At 57.9% G+C, this 24,007-nt stretch carries 18 protein-coding genes; 15 read left to right on the forward strand and 3 right to left on the reverse strand.

The window, feature by feature from the left end; all coding sequences use genetic code 11:
• Positions 1 to 6: 6 nt before the first annotated feature.
• From WM95_RS12810 to comJ, 13 genes are all read left to right on the forward strand, one after another.
• Positions 7 to 819 (forward strand): type VI secretion system accessory protein TagJ, encoded by an 813-nt coding sequence (locus WM95_RS12810; RefSeq protein ID WP_063408118.1) that lies wholly within the window; start codon positions 7 to 9, stop codon positions 817 to 819.
• Positions 812 to 1,375 carry a type VI secretion system baseplate subunit TssE gene (gene tssE / locus WM95_RS12815; protein WP_063408119.1) on the forward strand — a complete coding sequence of 188 codons (564 nt, stop codon included), beginning with the start codon at positions 812 to 814 and terminating at the stop codon, positions 1,373 to 1,375. Before WM95_RS12810 ends, tssE begins: the two co-directional genes overlap by 8 nt.
• Positions 1,376 to 1,377: 2 nt before the next feature.
• Positions 1,378 to 3,249 carry a type VI secretion system baseplate subunit TssF gene (tssF, locus tag WM95_RS12820; protein WP_023312147.1) on the forward strand — a complete coding sequence of 624 codons (1,872 nt, stop codon included), beginning with the start codon at positions 1,378 to 1,380 and terminating at the stop codon, positions 3,247 to 3,249.
• Positions 3,246 to 4,289, forward strand: coding sequence for a type VI secretion system baseplate subunit TssG (gene tssG, locus WM95_RS12825; RefSeq protein ID WP_088544797.1), 1,044 nt, complete (start codon positions 3,246 to 3,248; stop codon positions 4,287 to 4,289). The genes tssF and tssG overlap by 4 nt, the downstream gene beginning before the upstream one ends.
• Before the next feature lie 38 nt (positions 4,290 to 4,327).
• The gene (tssH, locus tag WM95_RS12830; RefSeq protein WP_063409837.1) at positions 4,328 to 6,943 is read left to right on the forward strand and encodes a type VI secretion system ATPase TssH; all 2,616 of its coding nucleotides are present in this window, start codon (positions 4,328 to 4,330) and stop codon (positions 6,941 to 6,943) included.
• Between the two features lie 24 nt (positions 6,944 to 6,967).
• Positions 6,968 to 8,386 (forward strand): serine/threonine protein kinase, encoded by a 1,419-nt coding sequence (locus tag WM95_RS12835; protein ID WP_047741747.1) that lies wholly within the window; start codon positions 6,968 to 6,970, stop codon positions 8,384 to 8,386.
• 65 nt (positions 8,387 to 8,451) lie between these two features.
• A complete protein-coding gene (locus tag WM95_RS12840) occupies positions 8,452 to 11,037 on the forward strand; it encodes a type VI secretion system Vgr family protein (RefSeq protein ID WP_045355833.1) in 2,586 nt (861 codons plus the stop codon).
• Position 11,038: 1 nt separating this feature from the next.
• The gene (locus tag WM95_RS12845; RefSeq protein ID WP_231106853.1) at positions 11,039 to 11,545 is read left to right on the forward strand and encodes a hypothetical protein; all 507 of its coding nucleotides are present in this window, start codon (positions 11,039 to 11,041) and stop codon (positions 11,543 to 11,545) included.
• A 208-nt stretch (positions 11,546 to 11,753) separates the two neighbouring features.
• A complete protein-coding gene (locus tag WM95_RS12850) occupies positions 11,754 to 12,194 on the forward strand; it encodes a hypothetical protein (RefSeq protein ID WP_231106854.1) in 441 nt (146 codons plus the stop codon).
• A 3-nt stretch (positions 12,195 to 12,197) separates the two neighbouring features.
• A complete protein-coding gene (locus tag WM95_RS12855) occupies positions 12,198 to 13,274 on the forward strand; it encodes a hypothetical protein (protein WP_063409838.1) in 1,077 nt (358 codons plus the stop codon).
• Positions 13,275 to 13,349: 75 nt separating this feature from the next.
• Positions 13,350 to 13,790: a DcrB-related protein gene (locus WM95_RS12860; protein ID WP_023330599.1), complete on the forward strand. Its 441-nt coding sequence runs from the start codon at positions 13,350 to 13,352 to the stop codon at positions 13,788 to 13,790.
• A 3-nt stretch (positions 13,791 to 13,793) separates the two neighbouring features.
• Positions 13,794 to 18,137 (forward strand): RHS repeat-associated core domain-containing protein, encoded by a 4,344-nt coding sequence (locus tag WM95_RS12865; RefSeq protein ID WP_236901063.1) that lies wholly within the window; start codon positions 13,794 to 13,796, stop codon positions 18,135 to 18,137.
• Positions 18,137 to 18,619, forward strand: coding sequence for a competence protein ComJ (gene comJ, locus WM95_RS12870; RefSeq protein WP_032652283.1), 483 nt, complete (start codon positions 18,137 to 18,139; stop codon positions 18,617 to 18,619). The genes WM95_RS12865 and comJ overlap by 1 nt, the downstream gene beginning before the upstream one ends.
• A gap of 76 nt (positions 18,620 to 18,695) precedes the next feature.
• On the opposite strand, the gene ychF is transcribed toward comJ, so the two are convergent.
• Positions 18,696 to 19,790 carry a redox-regulated ATPase YchF gene (gene ychF, locus WM95_RS12875; protein WP_063409367.1) on the reverse strand — a complete coding sequence of 365 codons (1,095 nt, stop codon included), beginning with the start codon at positions 19,788 to 19,790 and terminating at the stop codon, positions 18,696 to 18,698.
• A gap of 125 nt (positions 19,791 to 19,915) precedes the next feature.
• Positions 19,916 to 20,500, reverse strand: a complete 585-nt coding sequence (gene pth, locus WM95_RS12880) for an aminoacyl-tRNA hydrolase (protein WP_008499504.1) — start codon at positions 20,498 to 20,500, stop codon at positions 19,916 to 19,918.
• 274 nt (positions 20,501 to 20,774) lie between these two features.
• Between pth and ychH the strand changes: the two genes are divergently transcribed.
• Both ychH and WM95_RS12890 read left to right on the forward strand, forming a co-directional pair.
• Positions 20,775 to 21,050 (forward strand): stress-induced protein YchH, encoded by a 276-nt coding sequence (gene ychH, locus WM95_RS12885; protein ID WP_023312132.1) that lies wholly within the window; start codon positions 20,775 to 20,777, stop codon positions 21,048 to 21,050.
• A 121-nt stretch (positions 21,051 to 21,171) separates the two neighbouring features.
• Positions 21,172 to 22,212: a MerR family transcriptional regulator gene (locus WM95_RS12890; protein ID WP_023312131.1), complete on the forward strand. Its 1,041-nt coding sequence runs from the start codon at positions 21,172 to 21,174 to the stop codon at positions 22,210 to 22,212.
• Between the two features lie 3 nt (positions 22,213 to 22,215).
• Here the strand turns inward: WM95_RS12890 and dauA are convergent, their stop codons facing one another.
• The gene (gene dauA / locus WM95_RS12895) at positions 22,216 to 23,895 is read right to left on the reverse strand and encodes a C4-dicarboxylic acid transporter DauA (RefSeq protein ID WP_063409366.1); all 1,680 of its coding nucleotides are present in this window, start codon (positions 23,893 to 23,895) and stop codon (positions 22,216 to 22,218) included.
• Positions 23,896 to 24,007 lie beyond the last annotated feature (112 nt).

Raw genomic sequence — 24,007 nt, forward strand, 5'->3', positions numbered from 1 at the left:
GTGTCTATGAATACGCTCTATCAACACCTGGCGGGCGAGTCGCTCAGCGATGCGCTGGCGCGCCTTGAAGCTGAAATCAAAGCCCGTCCGGCAGATGCCGACCTCCGCGCCGCGTTCGTGCAGTTTTTAACCCTCAGCGGCAACTGGACGCGCGCGCTGACCCAGCTGAAAAGCTGGCTGGCGCTGAAGCCTCAGGCGAAGCCCACCGTCACGCTGCTGGAGCAATCCATTCAGGGCGAACTGCAGCGCGCGCAGGTGATGGCGGGACAGGCGCGTCCGGCTATGCCTGAAACCCAGTGGCCGTGGCTGACGACCCTGGCCTCGGCGCTGAGCGAGGAGGGCGAGCGCGCCCGGGCGCTGCGTCTCGAAGCCCTCGATCGGGCTGAGGCCAGCGCCGGCCAGATTATCCTCGAAAACGAGGAGACGCAGGCGTTTGACTGGCTGATGGACGGTGATGCCCGTCTCGGCCCGGTCTGCGAAACCATCGTGAACGGCCGTTATTTCTGGCTGCCGTTCAGCGCCATCGCGGAGATCCGTTTCCAGGCACCCGCCAGCGTGACCGATCTGGTCTGGCGTCACGCGCTGGTGCGCCTGACCGACGGTACGGAGCAGGTGTGTCAGATCCCGGCGCGTTACCCGTTTGCTGCCGATGCCACTGATGCGGTCAAATTAGGCCGCACCACCGAATGGCAGCCGCTCGACGAAGACGGCACTCTTTACGAAGGCAGGGGCCAGAAGGCCTGGCTGAGCGAGCAAAGCGAATACCCGCTGCTGTCATTAAGCCTCGTGACGTTTGCGACGGATGGAGCCGATGAGTAATCCCGCTGGCGAAGGCGATCTGCTGCGCAGCGGCTGGCAAGCCCGCAGCAGGCAGGAGAAGGTGGGGGCGCGTGACAAAATGCAGCCCTCGCTGCTGGATCGTCTCACCGATAACGACCCGGAAAAAAAACGCGAGTCGGCCAACAGCAATCTGATCACCCACGCCGCCCTGCGCCGCAACGTCCTGCGCGATCTGCAGTGGCTGTTTAACACCATCAACCACGATGCCTCCGGCGACTTGAGCGCCTTGCCGCACGTGAGGCGCTCGGTGGTCAACTTCGGCGTCGCGCCGCTGGCCGGGAAAAGGATGTCGGATATCGAATGGCACGACATTCAGCGCAAGCTCACCGAGGCCATCATCAATTTTGAGCCGCGCATTTTGCCGCAGGGGCTGCAGGTCCGCTGCGTGTCGGATACCTCCTCGCTGGATCTGCACAACGTGCTTTCCATCGAGATCAAAGGGCGTCTGTGGTGTGTGCCGTACCCGCTGGAGTTTCTGTTTCGTACCGATGTCGATCTGGAAAACGGCCATTTTGAACTGAAAGATGCGGGGTAATCATGGAAAGTAAACTGCTCGAATATTACAACCGCGAGCTGGCCTATCTGCGCGAAATGGGGGCCGAGTTTGCCGAACGCTACCCAAAAGTCGCCGGACGGCTGGGCATGCGCGGCATCGAAGTGGCGGACCCGTATACCGAACGTCTGATGGAGGGCTTCGCCTTCCTGACCTCCCGCGTGCAGATGAAAATGGACGCGGAGTTTCCGCGCTTCTCCCAGCGTCTGCTGGAGATGATTGCCCCTAACTATCTCGCGCCCACGCCGTCGATGGCTATCGCGGAGATTGAGCCCGACAGCAGCCGGGGCGATCTGAGCAAGGGCTTCATTGTGCCGCGCGGCACCATGATGGACAGCCTGGCGCTGAAAAAAACCGGCGTGACCTGCAGCTATACCACGGCGCACGAGGTCAACCTGCTGCCGCTGAAAATCGACAAGGTCGAGCTGGGCGGCGTGCCCGCCGATCTGCCGCTGGCGCAGCTGGGGCTGAGCCAGCGGCAGATCGGCAGCGCCTTAAGGATCCGCATCGCCTGCGACGGCCCGCAAAACCTCGGACACCTGGATTTCGACCGCCTGGAATTTTTCCTCGGCGGTCCGGATATTGAAGCGCTGAAGCTGCTGGAGCTGGTGATGGAGCATCACGCCGGGATCGTCTGCCAGACGGTCAGCCCGCAGCCGCAGCGACAGCTGCTGGCGTCGGACGCGCTGCGCCAGGAGGGCTTTGAGCCTGACCAGGCTCTGCTTCCCGACGATCTGCGCAACTTTGACGGCTACCGCCTGCTGCAGGAGTATTTCGCCTTTCCGGCCCGCTTCCGCTTCATCAGCCTGAGCGGTCTGGGCACGCTTATCGAACGCTGTGAAGGCGAAAAAGCCTTCGACATCTTCATTCTGCTGGATAAGTCGGATGAACAGCTGGAGCGCGTGGTCGATGCCAGCCATCTGGCGCTGCACTGTACCCCGGTCATCAACCTTTTCCCAAAGGTCGCGGCGCGTCAGAAGCTGAATGAAGGCCAGCATGAATACCATCTGGTGGTCGATAACATTCGTCCTCTGGATTATGAAATTTACGCGGTCAAAAAAATCTATGGCAGCGCGGACGGCCAGCGCGATGACCAGACGTTTCGTCCATTCTGGAGCACCTGGAGCGGTGATGCGGGCAACTACGGGGCCTATTTTTCCCTGCGCCGCGAACAGCGCGTGCTGTCCGAGCACGCCCTGCGCTACGGCACCCGTACCGGCTATATCGGTTCAGAGGTGTTTGTTTCGCTGGTGGATGAACAGCACGCCCCGTGGCAGGAAAACCTGCGCTATATCTCTGCCGAGGTGCTCTGCACCAGCCGCGACCTGCCGCTGATGCTGCAGCAGGAGCTCGGGCAGTTCATTATGGCCGATTCTATGCCGGTGAAATCCCTCACCCTGCGCAAAGGCCCGACGCCGCCGCGCCCGGCGCTGGCGGAAGGGTTCAGCACCTGGCGGCTCATCAGCCAGCTGCAGATGAACTACCTCAGCCTGATGGACAGCGAAAACGAAGACGGCGCGGCCGCGCTGCGCCAGCTGTTAGGGCTGTACGCCAACCTGGCAGAAACGCCCGTTGCGCGTCAGGTGGAGGGGGTACGCCACTGCGTGCTGGAGCCGGTTCACCGCCGCGTGCCTGAACCCGGCCCGGTCGTTTTCGCCCGCGGGATCGGCATCACCCTGACGGTGGATGAGCGAGCCTTTTCCGGCGCCAGCCCGTGGCTTTTCGGCAGCGTGATGGAGCGCCTCTTTGCCCGCCTGGTATCCATCAATAGCTTTACGGAGTTCACCCTGAAAAGTCAGCAGCGCGGCGAGATTGGCTACTGGGCGCCGCGCATGGGTAAAAGGGCGCTGATATGAGTGACGCTGCCACTGCACCGCTGCGCGTGCATCGCCTGACCCGGCTGCCGGACGCGTTCTGGCAAGGGGTTCGCGAGACGCCCTGGCGCTACGATCTGTTTCAGCTGTTAAGGCGCATTGATGCCCAGGGCGGCGAGCGCTACCCGCTGGGACGCGCGCCGCTGCCGAAATTTGAGCCGCTGCGCATCGGCCAGCAGCCGTCGATGAGTTTTGCGCCGTCGACGCTGGCTCAGGTACGCCAGCGCGAAGAAAGCGGGCTGCACGAGGTGTCTATCCTCAGCTTCGGTCTGTTTGGCCCGAACGGCCCGCTGCCGGTCCACATGACCGAATACGCCCGCGAGCGTATTTATCATCATCAGGACACCAGCCTCAGCGCGTTTGCCGATCTGTTCCATCACCGCCTTGCGCTGCTGTTTTACCGCGCCTGGGCGGATGCGCAGCCGGCCGTCTCTCTGGACCGCGCCGACAACAGGCGCTTTGAGGGGTATCTGGCATCGCTGATTGGCATGGGCCAGCCGGGGCAGATGAACAAAGGCAGCCTGAGCTCGCATGCGCGATTTACCCACGCCGGACACCTGACCCGTCACGGGCGGGATCCGGAGGGGCTGGAGAAGATCCTGCGCAGCTATTTTAAAGCGCCGGTTAAGCTGGTGAGCAACGTGCCGCAGTGGATGCCGCTTTCCGAGCGCGAGCAGGCGCAGCTTGGCGCAGGACGCCGCATGCCGCGCATGGGGGAGTCCGCGTTTCTCGGCGTCGCCGTCCGCGACGTGCAGCACAAGTTTCGCATCGAAATTGGCCCGCTAAGCGCGGAGGAGTACAACCGCTTTCTGCCGGGTGAAGCGTGGGTCACCGAGCTGCGCGACTGGGTGCGCCAGTACGCCGGGATTGAATTTGAATGGGAAACGCGGGTGATCCTGCGTGAAGACGCGGTGCAGGGCACCACGCTCGGCAGCAATGGGCGATTAGGCTATAACACCTGGCTGGGCCTTCAGCCGCAGCCTGTCCCGCGTGGCGATCTGGTGTATCGCGCAGAGCGGTAATCCTTCCGTATACCGAATCATTGTTAATGGAAACTAACATGTCAGAAATTAGCCGTGCCGTGCTTTTCGGCAAACTGGATACGCTGTTATTTACCTCTCTGGAAAGCGCCACTGCGTTCTGCAAGCTGCGCGGCAACCCGTACGTTGAGCTGGTGCACTGGCTGCATCAGCTGATGCAGCAGCAGGATGGCGATCTGCAGCAGGTCATCCGCCACTTTGCCCTTGATGAACAGCAGCTGACGCGCGATATCGTTGCCGCGCTGGACGTCCTTCCGCGCGGGGCGAGTTCCGTTTCCGATCTTTCTGAACATATCGACAGCGCCGTGGAGCGCGCCTGGGTTTTTGGATCGCTGAAGTTTGGCGTCAGCCGTATTCGCGGCGGCCATTTGCTGATCGGCATGCTGAAAACCTGGAACCTGGCCAACGTGCTGAAAAGCATCTCGTCGCAGTTCACCCGCCTTAACGTCGAGGTGCTGATTGAGCAGTTCGACGCTATCTGCGCCAACAGCAAAGAGACGCAGCAGGCCGCTGCCGCCGCAGACGCACCGGCGGGTACGGTACCGGCGGCGCAGGGGACTCTGGCCCAGTACGGCCAGGACCTGACGGCCCGCGCCCGCGAAGGGAAGATTGACCCGGTTGTCGGGCGCGACGAGGAGATCCGCCAGATGGTGGATATCCTGATGCGTCGCCGTCAGAACAACCCGCTGCTGACCGGAGAAGCCGGGGTCGGGAAAACGGCGGTGGTGGAAGGGCTGGCGCTGCGTATCGCCGACGGCGACGTCCCGGAGCCGCTGCAAAATATTCAGCTGTGGCTGCTGGATATCGGCATGCTGCAGGCTGGCGCAGGCATGAAAGGCGAGTTCGAGGCCCGTCTGCAGGCGCTCATTAATGAAGTCCAGTCCAGCGCCACGCCAATCATTCTATTCATCGATGAGATCCACACCCTGATTGGCGCAGGTGGCCAGCAGGGGACCGGCGATGCGGCGAACCTGCTGAAGCCTGCCCTGGCGCGCGGACAGCTGCGCACCATCGGCGCTACCACCTGGGCGGAATACAAAAAGTACATCGAGAAAGACCCGGCGCTGACCCGTCGTTTCCAGACGGTGCAGGTCCACGAGCCGGACGAAGCGAAAGCCATTCTGATGCTGCGCAGCACCGTGTCGCCGCTGGAGACGCACCACCAGGTGCTGCTGCTCGACGAAGCGGTCAGCGCAGCGGTGAAGCTGTCGCATCGTTACATCCCGGCGCGTCAGCTGCCGGATAAAGCCGTTGCGCTGCTCGACACCGCCTGCGCCCGCGTCGCGGTCAGCCAGAGCGCGCCGCCTGCGCAGCTGGAAGACTGCCTGCGCCATCTTGCCGCGCTGGACGTTGAGATTGAGATTGCTGAGCGCGAGGCGCGCGTGGGAGCCGGTGACGCCGATCGTGCGACCGCTTTACTCGCCGAACGTGACGCGTGTGAAACAAAACGCGAAGCCCTGGCCCGGCGCTGGGAAGAAGAGCGCAGCCTGGTGCAGGAGATTATCCGCCTGCGCGCGGCGCTGTTCGCGGCGGGCGATGAGGATAGCGCTGAGCTGCGTAGCCAGCTGGCGGAACGGCAGCAGGCGCTGAACGCCCTGCAGGGTGACGAGCCGCTGCTGTTTGCGGCGGTGGATGAAAACGTCGTTGCCGCGGTGGTCTCTGACTGGACCGGGATCCCGCTGGGCCGGATGGTGAAAAATGAGATCGACGCGGTGCTCAACCTCGCCGACACGCTCAACCAGCGCGTTATCGGCCAGCGTCATGGTCTGGACCTCATTGCCCGCCGCGTGAAAACCTCGCGTGCGAAGCTGGACGATCCCAACAAACCGGTGGGCGTCTTTATGCTGTGCGGCCCGTCCGGGGTCGGTAAAACTGAAACCGCGCTGGCGCTCGCCGAGTCTCTGTACGGCGGCGAGCAGAACGTTATCACCATCAACATGAGCGAGTTCCAGGAAGCGCACACCGTTTCCACCTTAAAAGGTGCGCCTCCGGGGTACGTAGGGTATGGTGAAGGTGGCGTGTTGACCGAGGCCGTCCGCCGCCGTCCGTACAGCGTGGTGCTGCTGGACGAAATTGAAAAAGCGCACCCGGACGTCCACGAGATCTTCTTCCAGGTCTTTGATAAAGGCTGGATGGAAGACGGCGAGGGGCGCCACATCGATTTCCGTAACACCATTATTATCCTGACCTCCAACGTCGGCACCGAACTGATTAGCGCCATGTGCGCCGATCCGGAGCTGATGCCGGAGCCTGACGCGTTAAGCGGCGCCCTGCGCCAGCCGCTGCTGGAGGTCTTCCCACCGGCGCTGCTGGGCCGCCTTCTGGTGGTGCCGTACTACCCGCTCAGCGACGAGATGCTGGGGCAGATTGTTCGCCTGCAGCTCAGGCGCATTCAGCGTCGTCTGGAAGAGAATCACAGCATTATTTCTGAGTTTGACGACAGCGTGGTGGAACAGATTGTTCAGCGCTGTACCGAGGTGGAGTCCGGCGGCCGCATGGTGGATGCTATTCTGACCAACACCCTGCTGCCTCAGATGAGCCAGATCTTACTTACCGCCAGCCGCAGCGACGAGCAGTACCGACGTCTGCACGTCACCTGCGAGCAGGGCGAGTTTCACTGTCAGTTTGCCGCGTAATAATCATCAAGAGAACTGTAAAAGATGACGGATAATGATAACAATCGGACTGTCCCAAACGCGCTCCCGGTCGGGTACCGCTTCAACGAGTTTGAAATCAAAGAGGTGATCGGCGGCGGCGGTTTTGGCATCGTCTATCGCGCGTGGGATCACCAGCTCGAACGCACTATCGCTATCAAAGAATTTATGCCTTCCTCGCTCGCCGTGCGCGGAGACGACATGACCCTTGTGCTGCGCAGCGAGCGCTTTGGCAAAGCGTTTTCCGCAGGCCTGAACAGCTTTATTCAGGAAGCCCGTCTGCTGGCGCGCTTTAACCACCCGAACCTGCTGCACGTCCTGCGTTTCTGGGTGCAAAACGACACGGCCTACATGGGGACGCTGTTTTACAGCGGCACCACGCTGTCGCGCCTTCGTGAAGAAAAGCCGGAGCTGATCAACGAGGCCTGGATCCGCCGCACGCTGCCGATGCTGTTCGGTGCGATCAAGACCATCCACAACGAAGGCTATCTGCACCGCGACATCTCTCTGGATAACATTCAGATTCAGGATAACGGCCTGCCGGTGCTGCTTGATTTCGGCTCCGCGCGCCGCACCATCGGTAACCTCTCCGACGAAACGGAAACCATGCTGCGCCCGGGCTTTGCGCCGATCGAGCAGTACACCGACGACAACGAAAGCGAGCAGGGCCCGTGGACGGATATTTACGCCCTCGGCGCGGTGCTGCGTACCCTGATTGTGGGCTCTCCGCCGCCGGTCAGCGTGGTGCGCTCAATTCAGGATACCTGCAAACCGCTGGTGGAAATCATGCCGCAGGGCTATTCCATTCCGCTGCTCCAGGCCATCGACCGCGCGCTGGCGCTGCACATGGAGGACCGTCCGCAGTCCATCGACGAGTTCGCCGCGCTGATTGAGATGCCGGTCGCCGGTATCAACGACGTGCTGACGGCGAAAAAGCCCGGCACGATGCTGGTACCGGTGGAAGAGGAACAGCCGGCTTCGCTGCTCGACTGGCGCCGCTACAAGATCCCGGGCATGGTTGCCGCAGGCGTGTTGGTCGGCGTTGTCGCCGGGGCGATGCTGTTCAGCAGCGGTAATGATGCTCCCGAGCAGGCTGCACAGCCACCGGCAGAGACGCGTCCGACTGAAACCGCCGCTAACACGCCGGACGTGAAGCCGGAAACGGCGAAGGTTAACGAGCAGGCGACGGCCCAGCAGACTCCGCCGCCTGTCGAGAGCCCTGTTGCGCTGGTCTATATCCGCATCCTCGACGGCGAAACGCTGAAAGTGAACGGCGAGCCAAAAGCGCTGCGTCCGGCGACCAACGGCTATGCATCGCTCAAGCTGCCGGCCGGTGAGGTGAAGATTGAACTGCAGGGCAACGGAAGAACGCGTGGCCAGACGCTGGATATCACCAAACCGGGCACCTGGCTGGTGAACCCTTAGAATTACGCTCAGTCACAGATGCGAACCTCTTTTCTGCATCGCATAAGCTAGATGGAATAAAGATTATGCTCAACCGAATTACCGTTCAGCTCCCGGTGGAGGGGCTTCTGTTCTGGAAACTGACGGGCCGCGAGGCGATGTCCGAGTCGTTTGCGCTGACGCTGACCGTGCTCGGCACGGACGCGCGCATCGACCGCAGTAAGCTGCTGGGCCAGCCGGTCACGGTGACCATCCCGACGCAGAGCCTGCTGACGTCCCGCTATATTAACGGCAAGATTACCCGCGTGGCGGTCAGCGCCGTCGAGCTGACGGGCACCCGCTATGCGGTGTACCAGCTGACGGTGGAGCCGGACCTGTGGCCGATGAAGCGCGACCGTAACCTGCGTATCTTCCAGGGGCAGACGGTGCCGCAGATTGTGAAAACCCTGCTGGGTGAGCATCAGGTCAACGTTGAGGATAAACTCACCGGCAGCTACCGGGTGTGGGACTACTGCGTGCAGTATCAGGAGTCGAGCCTGGACTTCATCAGCCGCCTGATGGAGCTGGAGGGGATTGCCTATCACTTCCGCCACGAGGCAGACAAACACACCCTGGTACTGACCGACGCTGCCACGCAGCATCAGCCGTTCAGCGGCTATGAGGTCATTCCTTACCACCAGACGCCGTCCGGCGGCAGTACGGACGAAGAGGGCATCAGCCAGTGGGCGCTGGAGGACAGCGTAACGCCGGGGATTTACAGCCTCGACGACTATGACTTCCGCAAGCCGAACGCGTGGCTGTTCCAGGCCCAGCAGAACCCGGCGTCGCCGAAGCCGGGCAGCATTGACGTGTACGACTGGCCGGGGCGCTTTGTGGACAAAGGCCACGGGGAGTTCTATGCCCGTATCCGCCAGGAGCGCTGGCAGGTTGAGCATCAGCAGATTCAGGCCACCGCCACGGCGGCGGGGATTGCGCCGGGCCACACCTTCACCTTAACCAACGCGCCGTTCTTCAGCGACAACGGCGAGTATCTGGTGACGGCGGCGGGTTACCACTTCGAAGAGAACCGCTACGCCAGCGGCGAGGGGGAAACCATTCACCGAACCGATTTTACGGTCATCCCGTCGGCGGTGGTGTACCGTCCGGCGCAGACCACGGCGTGGCCGCGCACCTACGGCCCGCAGACCGCGAAGGTGGTGGGGCCGAACGGTGAGAGTATCTGGACGGACAAATACGGCCGCGTGAAGGTGAAGTTCCACTGGGACCGCCTGGCGAAGGGGGACGACACCAGCTCCTGCTGGGTGCGCGTGTCGAGCGCGTGGGCGGGCCAGGGCTACGGCGGGGTGCAAATCCCGCGCGTCGGCGACGAGGTGGTGGTGGACTTTATCAACGGAGATCCGGACCGTCCGATTATTACCGGTCGCGTGTACAACGACGCGAGCATGCCGCCGTGGGCGCTACCGGCCGCGGCGACGCAGATGGGCTTTATGAGCCGCACGAAAGACGGTTCCGTCGACAACGCCAACGCCCTGCGCTTTGAGGACAAGGCGGGCGCAGAGCAGGTGTGGATCCAGGCCGAGCGCAACATGGACACCAGCGTTAAGAACGATGAAACGCACAGCGTCGGCGGGGCGCGCAGCCATTACGTGAAGAAAAATGAACTGCATCGCGTGGAAGCGAACCAGACTCAGGCCGTGAAAGGTGGAACCGAGATCCTGACGGGGAAAGGCAAGCTGGACGCGGCGGTGGAGCAGTACGTTATTGCTTCCGGGACGAAGCTGCGGCTGGTCTCCGGTGAGAGCGCTATTGAGCTGAATGCTAACGGCAAGATTAACCTGATCGGCAAAGAGTTTAACTTCTTCGTGGAAGGGGATGGGTATATCACCACGGGCGGTAAGCTGCATCTGAATACCTCTGGCACCAAGCCGGGCACAACGGCGCCGGGATCAGGGCATAAAGGGGATATTGATGCGGCGGTGCAGGCGAAGTTTTCACCGCAAGAGAGCGCTAGTCGTCCTGCCCCTGCTGCGGCTCCAGCAGCAGGCCAATCGAAACCTGCTCCAGCTTCGGCGTCAACAACAGCCCCGCCTTTGAAAGGGAATTATGTTTATAAAAATAATCCGAATAGCTCAGACGTTATGCCTTTCAATGATGATGTTGTTAAACAAATCAACAAGTCACCGACCCTTCAAACTCAGCTAAAAGATTTGAAAGACAAGGGATGGGCGATTCAACCAGGTGCGACTGGAGGGGGAAGTTATACTGATTCGGATAATAAACTGATCGTTATGGATCCCGAACACATGGAAGACACGGCCAATACAGTACAAACACTGGCTCATGAAGCAGGGCATGCAACATATCCTGTTGCAGCGGACTATTCTAGTAAAGAAAATTTCGTTAACAGCCAGCTTATGGATGAAGGTGGTGCAACCTTGAATAATATCAAAATACAGCGTGAAATTCTGGGAAATGGCGGTATTGATATTGATATAGCAGGAAGCCCGGAAAATCTCAAAGCTTACAATGCAGCCTATGATAAAATGGTAAATGGAGAGCTGTCGCGGGTTGACGCTGCAAAAGCTATAGGTAAAGTCTACGGTAAAGGCGAAATAGCTTCGGGTACCGATCTCAATTACAGCGATTATTACGGGGGCTTCTATGGTAAGTAGAATGACAAAAAATACCATCCTCCTTTTGCTCCCACTATTTTCATCTTTTTCTTACGCAGGACAAACAAACATGAACCAAGATTCGTTATGGCATATTGTTAAAGAACTCAAAACAGTCTGGGGAAAACAGACCGAGGATGTCAGTAAACTTTTCCATCAACCACTGGTCCAAAAAAATCCAGAAGTGAAAGACCGTTATACGTCAGTTCCATTCACATTATCTGATGGAACACGTATCAGCGATTTAGATGTTCGTTTATGGGGAAACGGAGATAATAGTGTTTCACTTGTCTCGTTTGTAATCGAGCAGCCTTGCATTACGCTCGAACAAGTCAAAACTCATTTCCCTGATGTTAAAATTTCTAACATTCCTCGTGGGAATACCGCAGGACAATCAGTTGGATACCGAACCGTTGCTGATGAGAGAGGACTTGCATGGGCATTTAGTTTTCCGGTAATGAACCAGGAATGCCTAAATAGAGTCGTTATGTCGCGTTACGATCGTTAATAAGTGTTGTGTTTTCATGCCGGCACGGGTATTTCGCTGCCGGTTTGCAGTATTCGTGAAAAGCGTAATTTACATCAAGTTAGTGACGATAAACGTGAAAAAACACACGCCTATATTTCTTTGTTTTTCCCTGATGTTTAGTTGTCTGAGTAGCATTGTGGTTTTGGCAGAGGCTATGCCGCCCGTTCTGACAAAACAGGATTTTTCCGTGAAGGTCAAAGACCAGTCCATCGCCCTGGGCGACAGATGGGCTTCTAATATCGCGCTTAAATTTGACGTGCCGGTGGAAGGCAGTTTTACCGGTGAGGTTCCTTTTGACGGAACTAATTATAAATTCTTCCAGCATCAAAGGGCTGGGTTAGAAATATTCAGTTCTAATCTCTGGTGGGATAAAGCGGAAAGAAGCGTTGATGATTATATCGTGTCTCAAATTACGGTGACTGCCGAAGGCTTCGCAACGCCGCGTGGTATCCATATGGGTTCAACGAGAGAGGAATTGAACAGCGCATACGGTACCGGTCAGGTCGACAATGATTCGGGGGAACAGTGGATTACCTACGAGTTGGGTAAAAAAGCGCTCTCGTTTGAGATGAAAGACGGCAACGTTTTGAAAATAACCATGAATTACAACAATGGCTCTTCAGAATAATTTATGACCAAAAAGTATCTGGCAGCCGTATTGTTCACCGCTTTATTGACAGGCGTTGTTGAAACGTCATCGGCGCTTGAATTATCGCAATACAATAAGCTCGATACGGTTAGCCGCATCGTTAACGACAGCGAAGTGACAGACAGTCTCAGGACGCTGCTGGGAAATCATTACCAGACCTTTATTGATAACTTTGATGTCTTCGGTGAACCGCATACCGCGGCAGGCGGCGGATTGTTTGTTGAAGGCTGGCTAAAGGATCTCTACCAGGAGAATGCGTCAGCGCTGGTCATCAATCCTGACGGCAAAATCTTTGCGGCCTGGGTGGTTCCGGAGTCGGACGTTATACAATATCGGTCATCTGATAATAGCCCGGTTATTCATGCCGATATTCAGCAATGGGCCGCCAGATTCAATACGATGCAGTTTGCAAAAAGCAGCCAATCAGGCCTCGCGTTTGACGGGGAGTGGGCTGGAGAATCCGGGAGCGACTCGACGTTAACCCTGCGGTTAGCTGAATCAGGCAACCGTATCACCGGGTCTTATTGCTATATATCCCAGAAAGGAAACCGCATAGATTGCCCGGAAGATGATGAGCGTAATCTTACCGGTACTATCGCTGGCAATCGTGCCAATATTGAATTCAACTCATCGTTTGGCGGCCCAGGCGGACGTGCTGTTCTGGCAATAAAGGGGAGTGAAATGGAATGGCGTCTGGTAACGCCTTCACAAAAAGGAAATGATTATACTCCGCTGCGTTATACGTTACGTAAAGCCGCTTCGGTTCATCACGCTGAAACCAGAAAACTGGACACCGAAAAGTTCACTATCTCTCTGATAAACAAGTGCGGGCGTTTCGAGGGTGAATGTGACCAGATGGTTTATCTCGGCGTGCGCAAAAGTGATAACAGTACGATCTCCTTAAAGGGAAAAACGTTGCACGATTCCGCAGGTAAAATAATCGGCTCAACGTACAAGAATGGCGAGATCGTTTATACCGTGACGTATGAGCCCGCGAAATTGGTTGTCAGCAAAGGCAGCCAGGTTTTAGTCGAACAGTCAGGTCAATGGCGTAAATAATAAAACAGCCAGCCAAAGGGCCAGCATGGATTGGCCTTTTTGTTTCTCACAATATTAATCATCCCGAGTTCACTTATGAAATACACACTCCAGGAAGGTTCGTTTTCCCTTTTTCCTGCTGCCTGGCAGGATAACAGCATGAATATTATTCGCGATGACGAAAGCGGGCTGTCCGTGGTGGTCAGCCGCGGCGTGATTCCCGATGGCAGCGACTACGAACAAGAGTTTCACCGCCAGTGGGATGTGCTGCGTCCTCAGATGGGTGAAATTGCCCAGAGCGAATTCCGGAACGTAAAAGCCGGGCCTGACGGAAAAATTAACGGGCTGGAAGTTGAGACCACCTTTGACCGTAACGGGCAGCGCCTGTGGCAAAAACAGCTGGCCGTTCAAACGCCGGGCAAACCGGTATTGATGATTTTTACCCTCTCGGCACTCAGAGCCTTTACCGAAGAGGACGAGGTGCGCTGGAGCGCGCTTAAGCAGAGTCTGACGCTAAACGACAACCGGAATGTGTAAGGCATGAGCGATAACAACGCGGCCCGTAAGGGCGACGAGATTATTCACTCCAGCATTTTTGCTGACATCACCAGCATTGTGGCGGAAGGTGCCGCCTATGCTGTGATCGGCGCGGCGGTAGGCGCAGCTGCAACCGTAGCGGCGCCATTGCTGGGCGCAGGGGCGGCCGCAGCGGGCGTGGCGGCAATAGGATCCAGCTGTCTGTTAAGCGGGATTATCGGTGGCGTGCTGGCGAACGTGGCGGGTATTACCGACGATATTAGCAACGCCGCTGAGGGGTTAGGCAATGCGCTTTTCCCGCCTTCGCCTGCGGGTAAAATCACTACCGGTTCCAGTAACGTTCTCACCAACGCAATCCCCGCCGCGCGCGCGGCAGGCACGCTGACGCCCGCCGATACGCCGTCTCCTGAGCCGCAGTCGCCGGGCAGTTTTGCCGATTACGCGGGCATGCTGCTATCCGCCGCCGGACAGTTTGGTAGCGAAATGTGGCAGCCGAGCGTGGCCTCTGCCGCCGCGGGAACCTCGCCGCTGGAAGAAGACAAGGTGGCGTGTGAAAAGCACTCCGGACCGCAGTATCTGGCGGAAGGCTCTAAAAGCGTCTTTATCAACGGGCAGCCTGCGGTGCGTGCCAAAGATCGCACCACCTGCGAAGGCACAGTTTCCGACGACGTCTCCCCGAACGTGATCATCGGCGGCGACACGCTCACGGTCCGCGATATCAAAAGCGGTAAAACGCCGGGTCTGGCGCTGGGGATGATTGCGCTCTCCCTGCTGCGCGGGCGTCCGGGCAAGATCCTGAAAAACATGCCCTGCGCGCTGGCGGCAGCCGGCGGCGGGATGCTGGCCGATATGGCGGTGAATGCCGTGTTTGGCTCCTCGCACCCGGTTCACGCCGCCACCGGCGTGAAGGTGCTGAATGACGACGACGAGCTCGACTTCTCGCTGCCGGGGCGCTTTCCGCTTCGCTGGCAGCGCAGCTACAACAGCCTGACCACCCGCGAAGGGCTGTTCGGTCTGGGTTGGGCAACGACCTTTGACAGCTATCTCACGCTGGAGGACAACAACGCCACCTGGTTCGACGAAACCGGGCGCGAGCTGAGCTTCGAGCTGCCCCCTGTCGACCGCGCGTTTTACAGCATCAGCGAAGGCATTATCATCCGCCGCAATGAGAACGGCGACGTGGCGATTGCCGACGATGACGGTGCTGTATGGCGTCTGTATAAACCGACCCGGGCGAATCCATCTATCCTGCGTCTGGCCTCCCTCAGCGACGAATACGGCAACGCGCTGCTGACGGAGTGGGACGAGCACGGCAGGCTGGTTGGTCTTCACGACGAGCCGCGGGCGATAGACGTCACCCTGCGCTATGACGATGAACGTTTCCCGCAGCGCGTTACCGCTGCCAGCCATTTCGACGGCAGCCATACATGGCCGCTGATGCAGTGGGGCTACGACGCGCGCGGCCAGCTGGCGAGCGCGACGGATGCCTCCGGCGTGGTGACGCGTGAATACCGCTATAACGAGCACGGGCTGATGGTCTGGCACCGGATGCCGGGCGGTCTGGAGAGCGAATACCGCTGGAAAAAATTCGACCACTGGCGCGTGGTGGAAAACCGCACCAGCACCGGCGACGGGTGCCGCTTTAGCTACGATTTAGCCGCCGGGCTGACGACCGTTGAGCACTACGACGGCCAGACGCGCCGCCACTACTGGAACGCGCAAAACCTGATTGTCCGCTACGTTGACGAGCGCGGTGAAAACTGGCTCTACGAGTGGGACGAGAACGAGCTTCTGACGCGTCGCATCGATCCGCTCGGCAATGCCGTTACCTTCGTCTACGACGACATGGGCAACCGGGTTCAGGAGATCGACCCCGACGGCAATACCCGCACTACCACCTGGCTGGAGCACCGCGCGCTTCCTGCGGCCATTATCGAAGCCGACGGCAGCGCCACCCGGTTCTGGTACGACGAACATCACGGCCTTAAGCGCGTGGTGGACCCGATGGGGCAGACGACGCAGCTGCGCCGGGACGCGTTCGGCCAGGTCGTTGAAGAGGTTGATGCCGCCGGAAACAGCCGCTACCAGGAGTACAACGAGGCCGGGCAGATCGTTCGTTCGACGGACTGTTCCGGGCGTATTACCCGCTACCGCTACCATCCGCTGGGCTGGCTGGTGGCCGAGACTGGCGCCGACGGGGAAGAGACGCGATATCGCTACGACGCCGCAGGGCGTCCGGTGCAGCTCGACCGCCCGGAAGGCTGGACGGAATCGCTCAAATGGAACGAACGTGGCCTGCCGGTGAAGCATGCGGGCGCCGACGGTAAAGAGAGCGAGTTCATATACGATAAGGCGGGGCGCTTAACCGCCACCCGTAATCCTCAGGGTGAAGAGGTCCGTCGCCGCTGGGACAGCCGCGGGCGTCTGATTGCCCTGGAAAACGAAAACGGCGAAGCGTATCAGTTCCGATGGGGCGCGGACTCGCTGCTGCTGGAAGAGGTGGGGCTCGATGGCGTAGTCTCGCAGTATCGCTACGACGCATGCGGGCGCACGATAGCACGCACGTTTGCCGCCGGTCATCCGGAGGCCATCACCCACGCCTTCGCCTGGAGTGCGAGCGGCCAGCTGGTCGCCCGCACCACGCCGGAGGGGCAGACCCGCTATCACTACACGCCGTCCGGGCTGTTAAGCCGGATTGGGCTGCATCCTGCGCTTGCAGCCGACGCGTGGACCACCGAGGCAGAGCAGGAGCTTGCCTTTGAGTATGACGCGCTCGGTCGCGTCACGCGCGAAGCGGGCGAGCTCGGCGAGCTGGCGTGGGAGTATGACGCGCTGGGCAACCGCACCTCCGTCACGCTTCCCGACGGCCGCGAGCTGAAGCAGTTCTACTACGGCAGCGGGCATCTGCTCAGCATTGCTCTTGATAAGCTGTCGGTCTCTGATTTTACCCGCGACGAGCTCCACCGTGAGACTAGCCGCACCCAGGGGTTGTTGACCACCCGCAGCGAGTACGACCGCCTCGGCCGACTGCACCGCCGGGACGTCTTTACCGGCAATGCGCAGCGCCCGTCGCCGCGCCGCTGGTCCCGCCGCTGGGATTACGATTACCGCAATAACCTGGTGCGGGAAGAGCGGGACGATAACCCGTTCAGCTGGTACCGCTGGCAGTACGACAGCGCCGGGCGCCTGCTGGTTCAGGACGGCACGCTGCCCGGCCAGGAGCAGTGGCGCTGGGATGCGGCCGGTAACCCGCTGGAAGGATCTGCTGAGAAGGTCACGCACAACCGCCTGACGCAGCTGAACGGCATTCGCTGGCGCTATGACATCCACGGCCGCACCGTGGAGAAAGATAACGGCCAGACCCGCTGGCACTACCGCTACGACGGCGAACATCGCCTGACGGAGGTCATCAGCCAGCCGCGGGACCGCAATAAACCGCAGACGCAGGTCAGCTTCCGCTACGATCCGCTCGGTCGCCGCATCAGCAAAACGCGACGCCAGATGCTGGGCGGACAGCCAACCGGCAAGCCGGTGACAACCCGATTTGTCTGGGAAGGGTTCCGGCTGCTGCAGGAAGTGCACGGGGATGTGCCGCTCACTTACGTCTACAGCGATCAGGACAGCTACGACCCGCTGGCGCGTATTGACGGCGTGGAAGCGCCGGAGATTTTCTGGTTCCACTGCCAGCCGAACGGCACGCCGGAGCGGATGACGGATATCGAAGGGCAGGTGCGCTGGGAAGGGGTGAACAGCGCCTGGGGCAAGCTGCTGCGGGAAAGCGAGACGCAGGTATCAGGATATTCTCAGAACCTGCGCATGCAGGGGCAATACCTGGACCGTGAGACAGGGCTGCACTACAATCTGTTCCGGTATTACGACCCAGACTGCGGACGGTTTACGCAGCAGGACCCGATAGGGCTGGCGGGGGGGATTAACTTATATAAATATACTGTTAACCCACTTACCTGGATAGATCCTCTGGGTTTAGCTGGTTGCACTTTAACAAAATCGAAGTCAAAAAATTACGAATACGTTTTGAAATTGAAACGTTCTGAATATCCTGCAACGTTTGGTCACATATCAGACGCGATCGATTTAGGACATGCAAAGGTTGTAACAATTCAACGAGGCACTGCGAAAGCTAACAGGAAAACGAGTCTAAAAAATATCAAAACAAAGCCTGGTTATGATCGTGATGAATGGCCTATGGCGATGTTTAAAGAAGGCGGTGATGGCGCTAGCGTAAGATATATAGATCCTAGTGACAACCGTGGTGCAGGTTCAAGTATTGGTAATGTTTTATCAGAACTGCCAGATGGAACAAGAATAAAAGTCGAGGTAATATAATGAGTGATAAGAGCATGCAAACAGTAGATCTACTTATTTCGCATAGTCAAATATTGTTACGATCCCGAGATTATGACGAAAAGCTGAGTCAGTGGGGAAAAGGCAATGTTTCTCAAGGTGCTGTTCTACACAAGGATTATGTTATATTCGATCCATTACCAGAGGACGCGTTTGGAGCAAACGTCAATATCAAAAAAGAGAATGCTTTCAAAATGGATGAAAATGCTCAGCGCTGTATTGTTGTGCCATTTTTCATTACGGATAAAGATAAGCTGCAAATCGCTTCTGCAACTGAGAAATTTGATTTAAATATAGATGTGAACGATAAAGTTTATTCACTCTTTTATGAGATCTGTGAAGGAGATGAAATTTACTATAATTTCACTCTTGTACCGGCAAAAGAAGCTATTGATGCTAAGTTTTTGCTAGATGACCCTTGGGGAGGAATAAAAGACCACCCTCTCAAAGAAGGTATTTTTTAAATTTAATACTATCTGGGAAATTTATCTCGGAAAAAAAATCCACGCCAAAGCGTGGATTTTTTTCATTCAAAACAAATCAAACGTTAAACAGGAAGTTCATCACATCGCCATCTTTAACGATGTAATCTTTCCCTTCCGCACGCATCTTGCCTGCTTCTTTCGCGCCTTGCTCACCCTTGTAGGTGATAAAGTCTTCAAACGCGATAGTCTGCGCACGAATAAAGCCTTTCTCAAAGTCTGTGTGGATCTTACCGGCCGCCTGAGGTGCAGTCGCACCTACAGGAATGGTCCACGCACGCACTTCTTTCACGCCAGCGGTGAAGTAGGTCTGCAGGTTCAGCAGCTCATAGCCTGCGCGAATTACTCGGTTCAGGCCCGGCTCTTCCAGACCCAGCTCGGCCATGAACTCTTCACGGTCAGCGTCGTCCAGCTCGGCGATGTCGGATTCAACGGCAGCGCAAACCGCCACAACCACAGAACCTTCAGCTGCTGCGATTTCGCGCACTTTGTCCAGGTACGGGTTGTTCTCGAAACCGTCTTCGTTAACGTTGGCGATGTACATGGTTGGCTTCAGGGTCAGGAAGCTCAGGTATTTGATCGCCGCCTTGTCTTCTTCAGTCAGGTTTTTCAGCGCGCGCAGCATGCCCGCGTTTTCCAGCTGCGGCAGACATTTTTCCAGCGCAGCCAGTTCCACTTTCGCGTCCTTGTCGCCGCCTTTGGCTTTCTTCTGCACGCGATGAATCGCGCGTTCGCAGGTGTCGAGGTCAGAAAGCGCCAGCTCGGTGTTGATGACGTCGATGTCGTCAGCCGGATCCACTTTGTTGTTAACGTGGATGATATTGTCGTTCTCGAAGCAGCGCACAACGTGGCCGATCGCTTCGGTTTCACGAATGTTGGTCAGAAACTGGTTACCCAGGCCTTCACCTTTGGACGCGCCTTTTACCAGGCCCGCGATGTCCACGAATTCCATGGTGGTTGGCAGAATGCGCTGCGGCTTAACGATTTCCGCAAGCTGGTCCAGACGCGGGTCCGGCATTGGCACAACGCCGGTGTTTGGTTCGATGGTACAGAACGGGAAGTTCGCCGCTTCGATACCCGCTTTGGTAAGCGCGTTAAACAGGGTGGATTTGCCCACGTTTGGCAGACCGACGATACCGCATTTGAATCCCATTTCTAAATCACCTTAATATCTTGATAATCAATCTGTTAACGATAACCGACTGATGAAAAGTAAATAACTACGCCTATTATACACGTAACCCGCATGACGCGCGGTAAAAAAGCCGGATGGGTGGATTATTGCGCTTTGAAAGCGTGTAAGCGGTTTGTCGCTTTGGTTAAGCCGTCTTGCAGCCAGATTTCGGTGCAGCGCGCCGCTTCGTCTACCGCCTCGTCAATCAGTTTCTGCTCAGAAACCGGGGGCTTACCGAGTACGAAACCGACAACTTTGTTTTTATCGCCCGGATGGCCGATTCCTACGCGCAAACGGTGGAAATTCGGGTTATTGCCCAGCTTGCTGATGATGTCTTTAAGGCCATTGTGGCCGCCGTGCCCGCCGCCCAGCTTGAATTTTGCTACGCCAGGCGGGAGATCCAGCTCATCGTGTGCGACCAGAATTTCATCCGGATTGATGCGATAAAACGTTGCCATTGCTGCCACCGCTTTACCGCTCAGGTTCATAAAGGTGGTGGGCACCAGTAAGCGAACATCCGCGCCAGCAAGGTTGATACGTGAGGTATACCCGAAGAATTTAGGTTCTTCACGCAGGGGAGCACGTAACCGCTCGGCCAGCAGATCGACGTACCATGCCCCGGCGTTATGGCGGGTGGCCGCATATTCTGCGCCCGGGTTGGCGAGGCCGACAATCAGTTTAATCGTCACGATTCAATTCCTAATGGGTTCCAGATCTGGCGCGTAGTTTACTGTCTGGCGCGCCGCTTGACAAAATTCTGCGATCTTCTCGGCGAAATACGAATAATTTCTGATTTGAACAATTAGAATTTCAAGCTGTTCAAAGCCTTATTTGTAAACTTTTGTTTGGGACTTATCTGTAATTGTGATCATTCACGCAACTCATAAAAGGGGCGTTGTCTATACTTTACACACAAGGATTAGGGGCTTTTCCCCTGACAACCCAAAGTTCCGGAGGTGACACATGAAACGCAAAAACGCTTCGTTACTCGGTAACGTGCTGATGGGGTTGGGGCTGTTCGTGATGGTAGCCGGCGTAGGTTATTCCATTTTAAACCAGTTACCTCAGATTGACCTCCCGCAATACTTCGCGCACGGCGCGATATTGAGCATCTTCGTTGGTGCGGTATTGTGGCTCGCCGGCGCGCGCGTGAGCGGGCATGAGGAGGTCTGCGATAAATACTGGTGGGTGCGCCACTACGATAAACGCTGTCGTCGCGACCAGCATAAGCACAGCTAGTGCTGTGATAAAGAACGCCGAAACGGCTCCCGCGGGAGTCGTTTTTTTTTGCATCAAGGGTTGACCCTCACGTAACGTAAGGCTCCAGAGTGGCGCCACTGGCAAAGAAAAAGGAGCAGTTATGTTGATTCAGGTGGGTGAGCTGGCGAAACGCGCCGGGATCACCGTGCGGACATTGCACCACTATGAGCAAACAGGGTTGTTGCTGCCTTCTGCCAGAAGCGCGGCAGGTTACCGGCTTTACAACCTGGCGGATGTCCAGCGTCTGCACATGATCCAGGCGCTGGCAAAAGCGGGGCTGGAACTTGCTGAAATCAGGGATTTCCTGGAACAGGAGTCGCTGTCGTTAACCGAGTTACTCGATGCGCAAATCACGCTGCTGGATAAACAGCTGCGCAGCATACATACGCTGCGCGACCGGCTGGTGGATCTGCGGACCGGGCTTCTCGACGATGCGACGCCGGATCTGGAATCCTGGCTACAGACTCTGGAGTTAATGAATATGTACGATCGCTGGTTTAGCAAAGAAGAATTACAGCAGCTGCCGTTTGCGGTGCAGAAGGATGCGCTGGCGGCTATCTGGTCAGGGCTGGTTGCAGAGGCTAAGACGCTTCTGGAGCAACATATATCCGCGACTGACGCGCGGGCGATGGATCTGGCGACGCGCTGGATGGAACGCCTGGAGCAGGACACGGCGGGCAAGCCGGAGTTTCTCACCCGGCTGAACGAGATGCACAGCGTTGAACCGCAGATGCAGGCGCAGACCGGCATCACGCCGGAGATGACGGATTACATCACGCGCGCGTTTGCTGAGTCTAAGCTCTGCATATGGGAGAAGTATCTCACTGCCGAAGAGATGGCCTTTACCCGGGCACACTACTTTGACCGCATGATGGAGTGGCCGCCGCTGGTGGCGAAACTGCATCAGGCGCAGCGGGATAATATCGATCCTGCCTCGGAGGAGGCGCAAAAGCTGGCTGAAAACTGGCTGGCATTGTTCCAGTCTTACGCGGGCACCAGCCCGGAAACTCAGCAAAAGTTTCGCGCAGCCATGCAGCAGGAGCCGCACCTGATGAAAGGAACCTGGATGACGCCTGCCGTGCTTGCATGGCTCCAGCAGGCGATCGGGGTGATGATGCAGAGACGTTTCTCTGCATCATGAGACTCACAGATCCGCTAACGCGGCTTCACGGTTAGGGTAGAAGGAGAGTCGGCCAGGGATAGGCTGCACGCCCGCGCGCGCCATGGTGCGCAGCGGCTGAAACTCCAGGTTACTCACCCGCAGCTCGCAGCCTTCCGGCAGACGTGCCACAAAGCGCTGGAAGGCATCCAGGCCGCCTGCATCCAGCACCGGTACGGCATCCCATTTCAGCACCACAACCCGTTTGCCCGCGATGCGGGACTCCAGATCGCTGAACAGACCTTCCGCCGCGGCGAAGAATAGCGGGCCAATCACGCGCAGCACCAGCACATCGTCAGGCACCTCGACGTTAACCGGGGAAAGACGCGTCATCTGCGCGATACGGCGCATAAACAGCAGGGAAGCCAGCACGATCCCGACGCTGATGGCGATAACCATATCGAACAGCACGGTCAGCGACATGCAGATCAGCATCACGATGATGTCGTCTTTCGGCGCGCGACGCAGTAGGTTCACCACCTTGTGCGCCTCGCTCATGTTCCAGGCCACCATCAGCAGCAGGGCAGCCATGGCGGAAAGCGGTAGCCAGGAGAGCAGCGGGGCGAGGATCAGCAGGGCGAGGATCACCAGCATGGAGTGGATAACCGCCGAAACCGGTGAGGTTGCACCCGCGCGCACGTTGGCCGCAGAACGGGCGATGGCTGCCGTTGCGGTAATACCGCCGAAGAACGGCGCGACGAGGTTGCCTAATCCCTGACCAACCAGCTCGCTGTTGGCTTTATGTTTGGTGCCGGTCATGCCGTCCAGAACGACGGCGCAGAGCAGGGATTCAATCGCCCCCAGCATTGCCATAGAGAACGCGGCGGGAAGCAGGGCTCGCAGGGAATCCCAGCTTAGGGTGAAGCTGGAGCCGGGCATGTCCCACGGCAGCACCAGCTGCGGTAGCAGTTGCGGAATACCGCTACCCTGTGAACCGTCCGCCAGAACATAGTGGAACTGCGAGCCGATAGTCGCGACGTGACCACCGAGCATATTGACGATCGCCATCACCGCGCAGCCCAGCAGCAGCGCGGGCAGATGGCCCGGCAGACGAATACCGAGGCGAGGCCAGACGATCAGCGTGCCCAGCGTCACAATCCCGATGGCGGCGTCGCCCAGGTTGGCCGTCGGCAGCGCCATAAACAGCGCCCCCACTTTTTGCAGATAGTGCTCCGGTACGTGGGGCATCTGCAGGCCGAGGAAATCTTTGATCTGCATGGTTCCGATGGTAATACCAATCCCCGAGGTGAACCCCAGCGTCACGGAAAGGGGAATATATTCAATCAGGCGACCAAAGCGGGCCAGACCAAACAAAATCAAAAAGACGCCGGACATCAGGGTGGCTACCAGCAGGCCTGCCAGACCAAACTGCTGCGAAACCGGGTAGAGGATCACCACGAAGGCGGCGGTCGGGCCGGAGACGCTGAAGCGCGAACCGCCCGTCAGGGCAATGACGATCCCGGCAACGGCCGAGGTGTACAGACCGTACTGCGGCGCAACGCCGCTGCCAATCGCCAGCGCCATCGCCAGCGGGATGGCGATGATGCCGACGGTGATCCCGGCAATCAGGTCACGGACAAAGCGTGACGAGGTGTACTTCTCTTTCCAGCAGGCGTCGATGAGGGCGCGAAAGGGCAGAACATGTGAGGAGGCTACGTTTTTCACAATTATCTATCATCCGTATGCGCATCATCTGTCATATGAATGGCAGGTGAAGGAGGCATTAATCATACAAATAAAACCCGGAGACAAAAAAACCCGCCGCAGCGGGTTTTTC

The sequence above is a fragment of the Enterobacter cloacae complex sp. ECNIH7 genome, assembly GCF_002208095.1.
GTDB lineage: Bacteria > Pseudomonadota > Gammaproteobacteria > Enterobacterales > Enterobacteriaceae > Enterobacter > Enterobacter cloacae_M.

Bases quoted from the DNA above. Each gene is read 5' to 3' on its own strand.
- WM95_RS12810 (WP_063408118.1), top strand. From the start codon at position 7: ATGAATACGCTCTATCAACACCTGGCGGGCGAGTCGCTCAGCGATGCG.
- tssE (WP_063408119.1), top strand. From the start codon at position 812: ATGAGTAATCCCGCTGGCGAAGGCGATCTGCTGCGCAGCGGCTGGCAA.
- tssF (WP_023312147.1), top strand. From the start codon at position 1,378: ATGGAAAGTAAACTGCTCGAATATTACAACCGCGAGCTGGCCTATCTG.
- tssG (WP_088544797.1), top strand. From the start codon at position 3,246: ATGAGTGACGCTGCCACTGCACCGCTGCGCGTGCATCGCCTGACCCGG.
- tssH (WP_063409837.1), top strand. From the start codon at position 4,328: ATGTCAGAAATTAGCCGTGCCGTGCTTTTCGGCAAACTGGATACGCTG.
- WM95_RS12835 (WP_047741747.1), top strand. From the start codon at position 6,968: ATGACGGATAATGATAACAATCGGACTGTCCCAAACGCGCTCCCGGTC.
- WM95_RS12840 (WP_045355833.1), top strand. From the start codon at position 8,452: ATGCTCAACCGAATTACCGTTCAGCTCCCGGTGGAGGGGCTTCTGTTC.
- WM95_RS12845 (WP_231106853.1), top strand. From the start codon at position 11,039: ATGACAAAAAATACCATCCTCCTTTTGCTCCCACTATTTTCATCTTTT.
- WM95_RS12855 (WP_063409838.1), top strand. From the start codon at position 12,198: ATGACCAAAAAGTATCTGGCAGCCGTATTGTTCACCGCTTTATTGACA.
- WM95_RS12860 (WP_023330599.1), top strand. From the start codon at position 13,350: ATGAAATACACACTCCAGGAAGGTTCGTTTTCCCTTTTTCCTGCTGCC.
- WM95_RS12865 (WP_236901063.1), top strand. From the start codon at position 13,794: ATGAGCGATAACAACGCGGCCCGTAAGGGCGACGAGATTATTCACTCC.
- comJ (WP_032652283.1), top strand. From the start codon at position 18,137: ATGAGTGATAAGAGCATGCAAACAGTAGATCTACTTATTTCGCATAGT.
- ychF (WP_063409367.1), bottom strand. From the start codon at position 19,790: ATGGGATTCAAATGCGGTATCGTCGGTCTGCCAAACGTGGGCAAATCC.
- ychH (WP_023312132.1), top strand. From the start codon at position 20,775: ATGAAACGCAAAAACGCTTCGTTACTCGGTAACGTGCTGATGGGGTTG.
- WM95_RS12890 (WP_023312131.1), top strand. From the start codon at position 21,172: ATGTTGATTCAGGTGGGTGAGCTGGCGAAACGCGCCGGGATCACCGTG.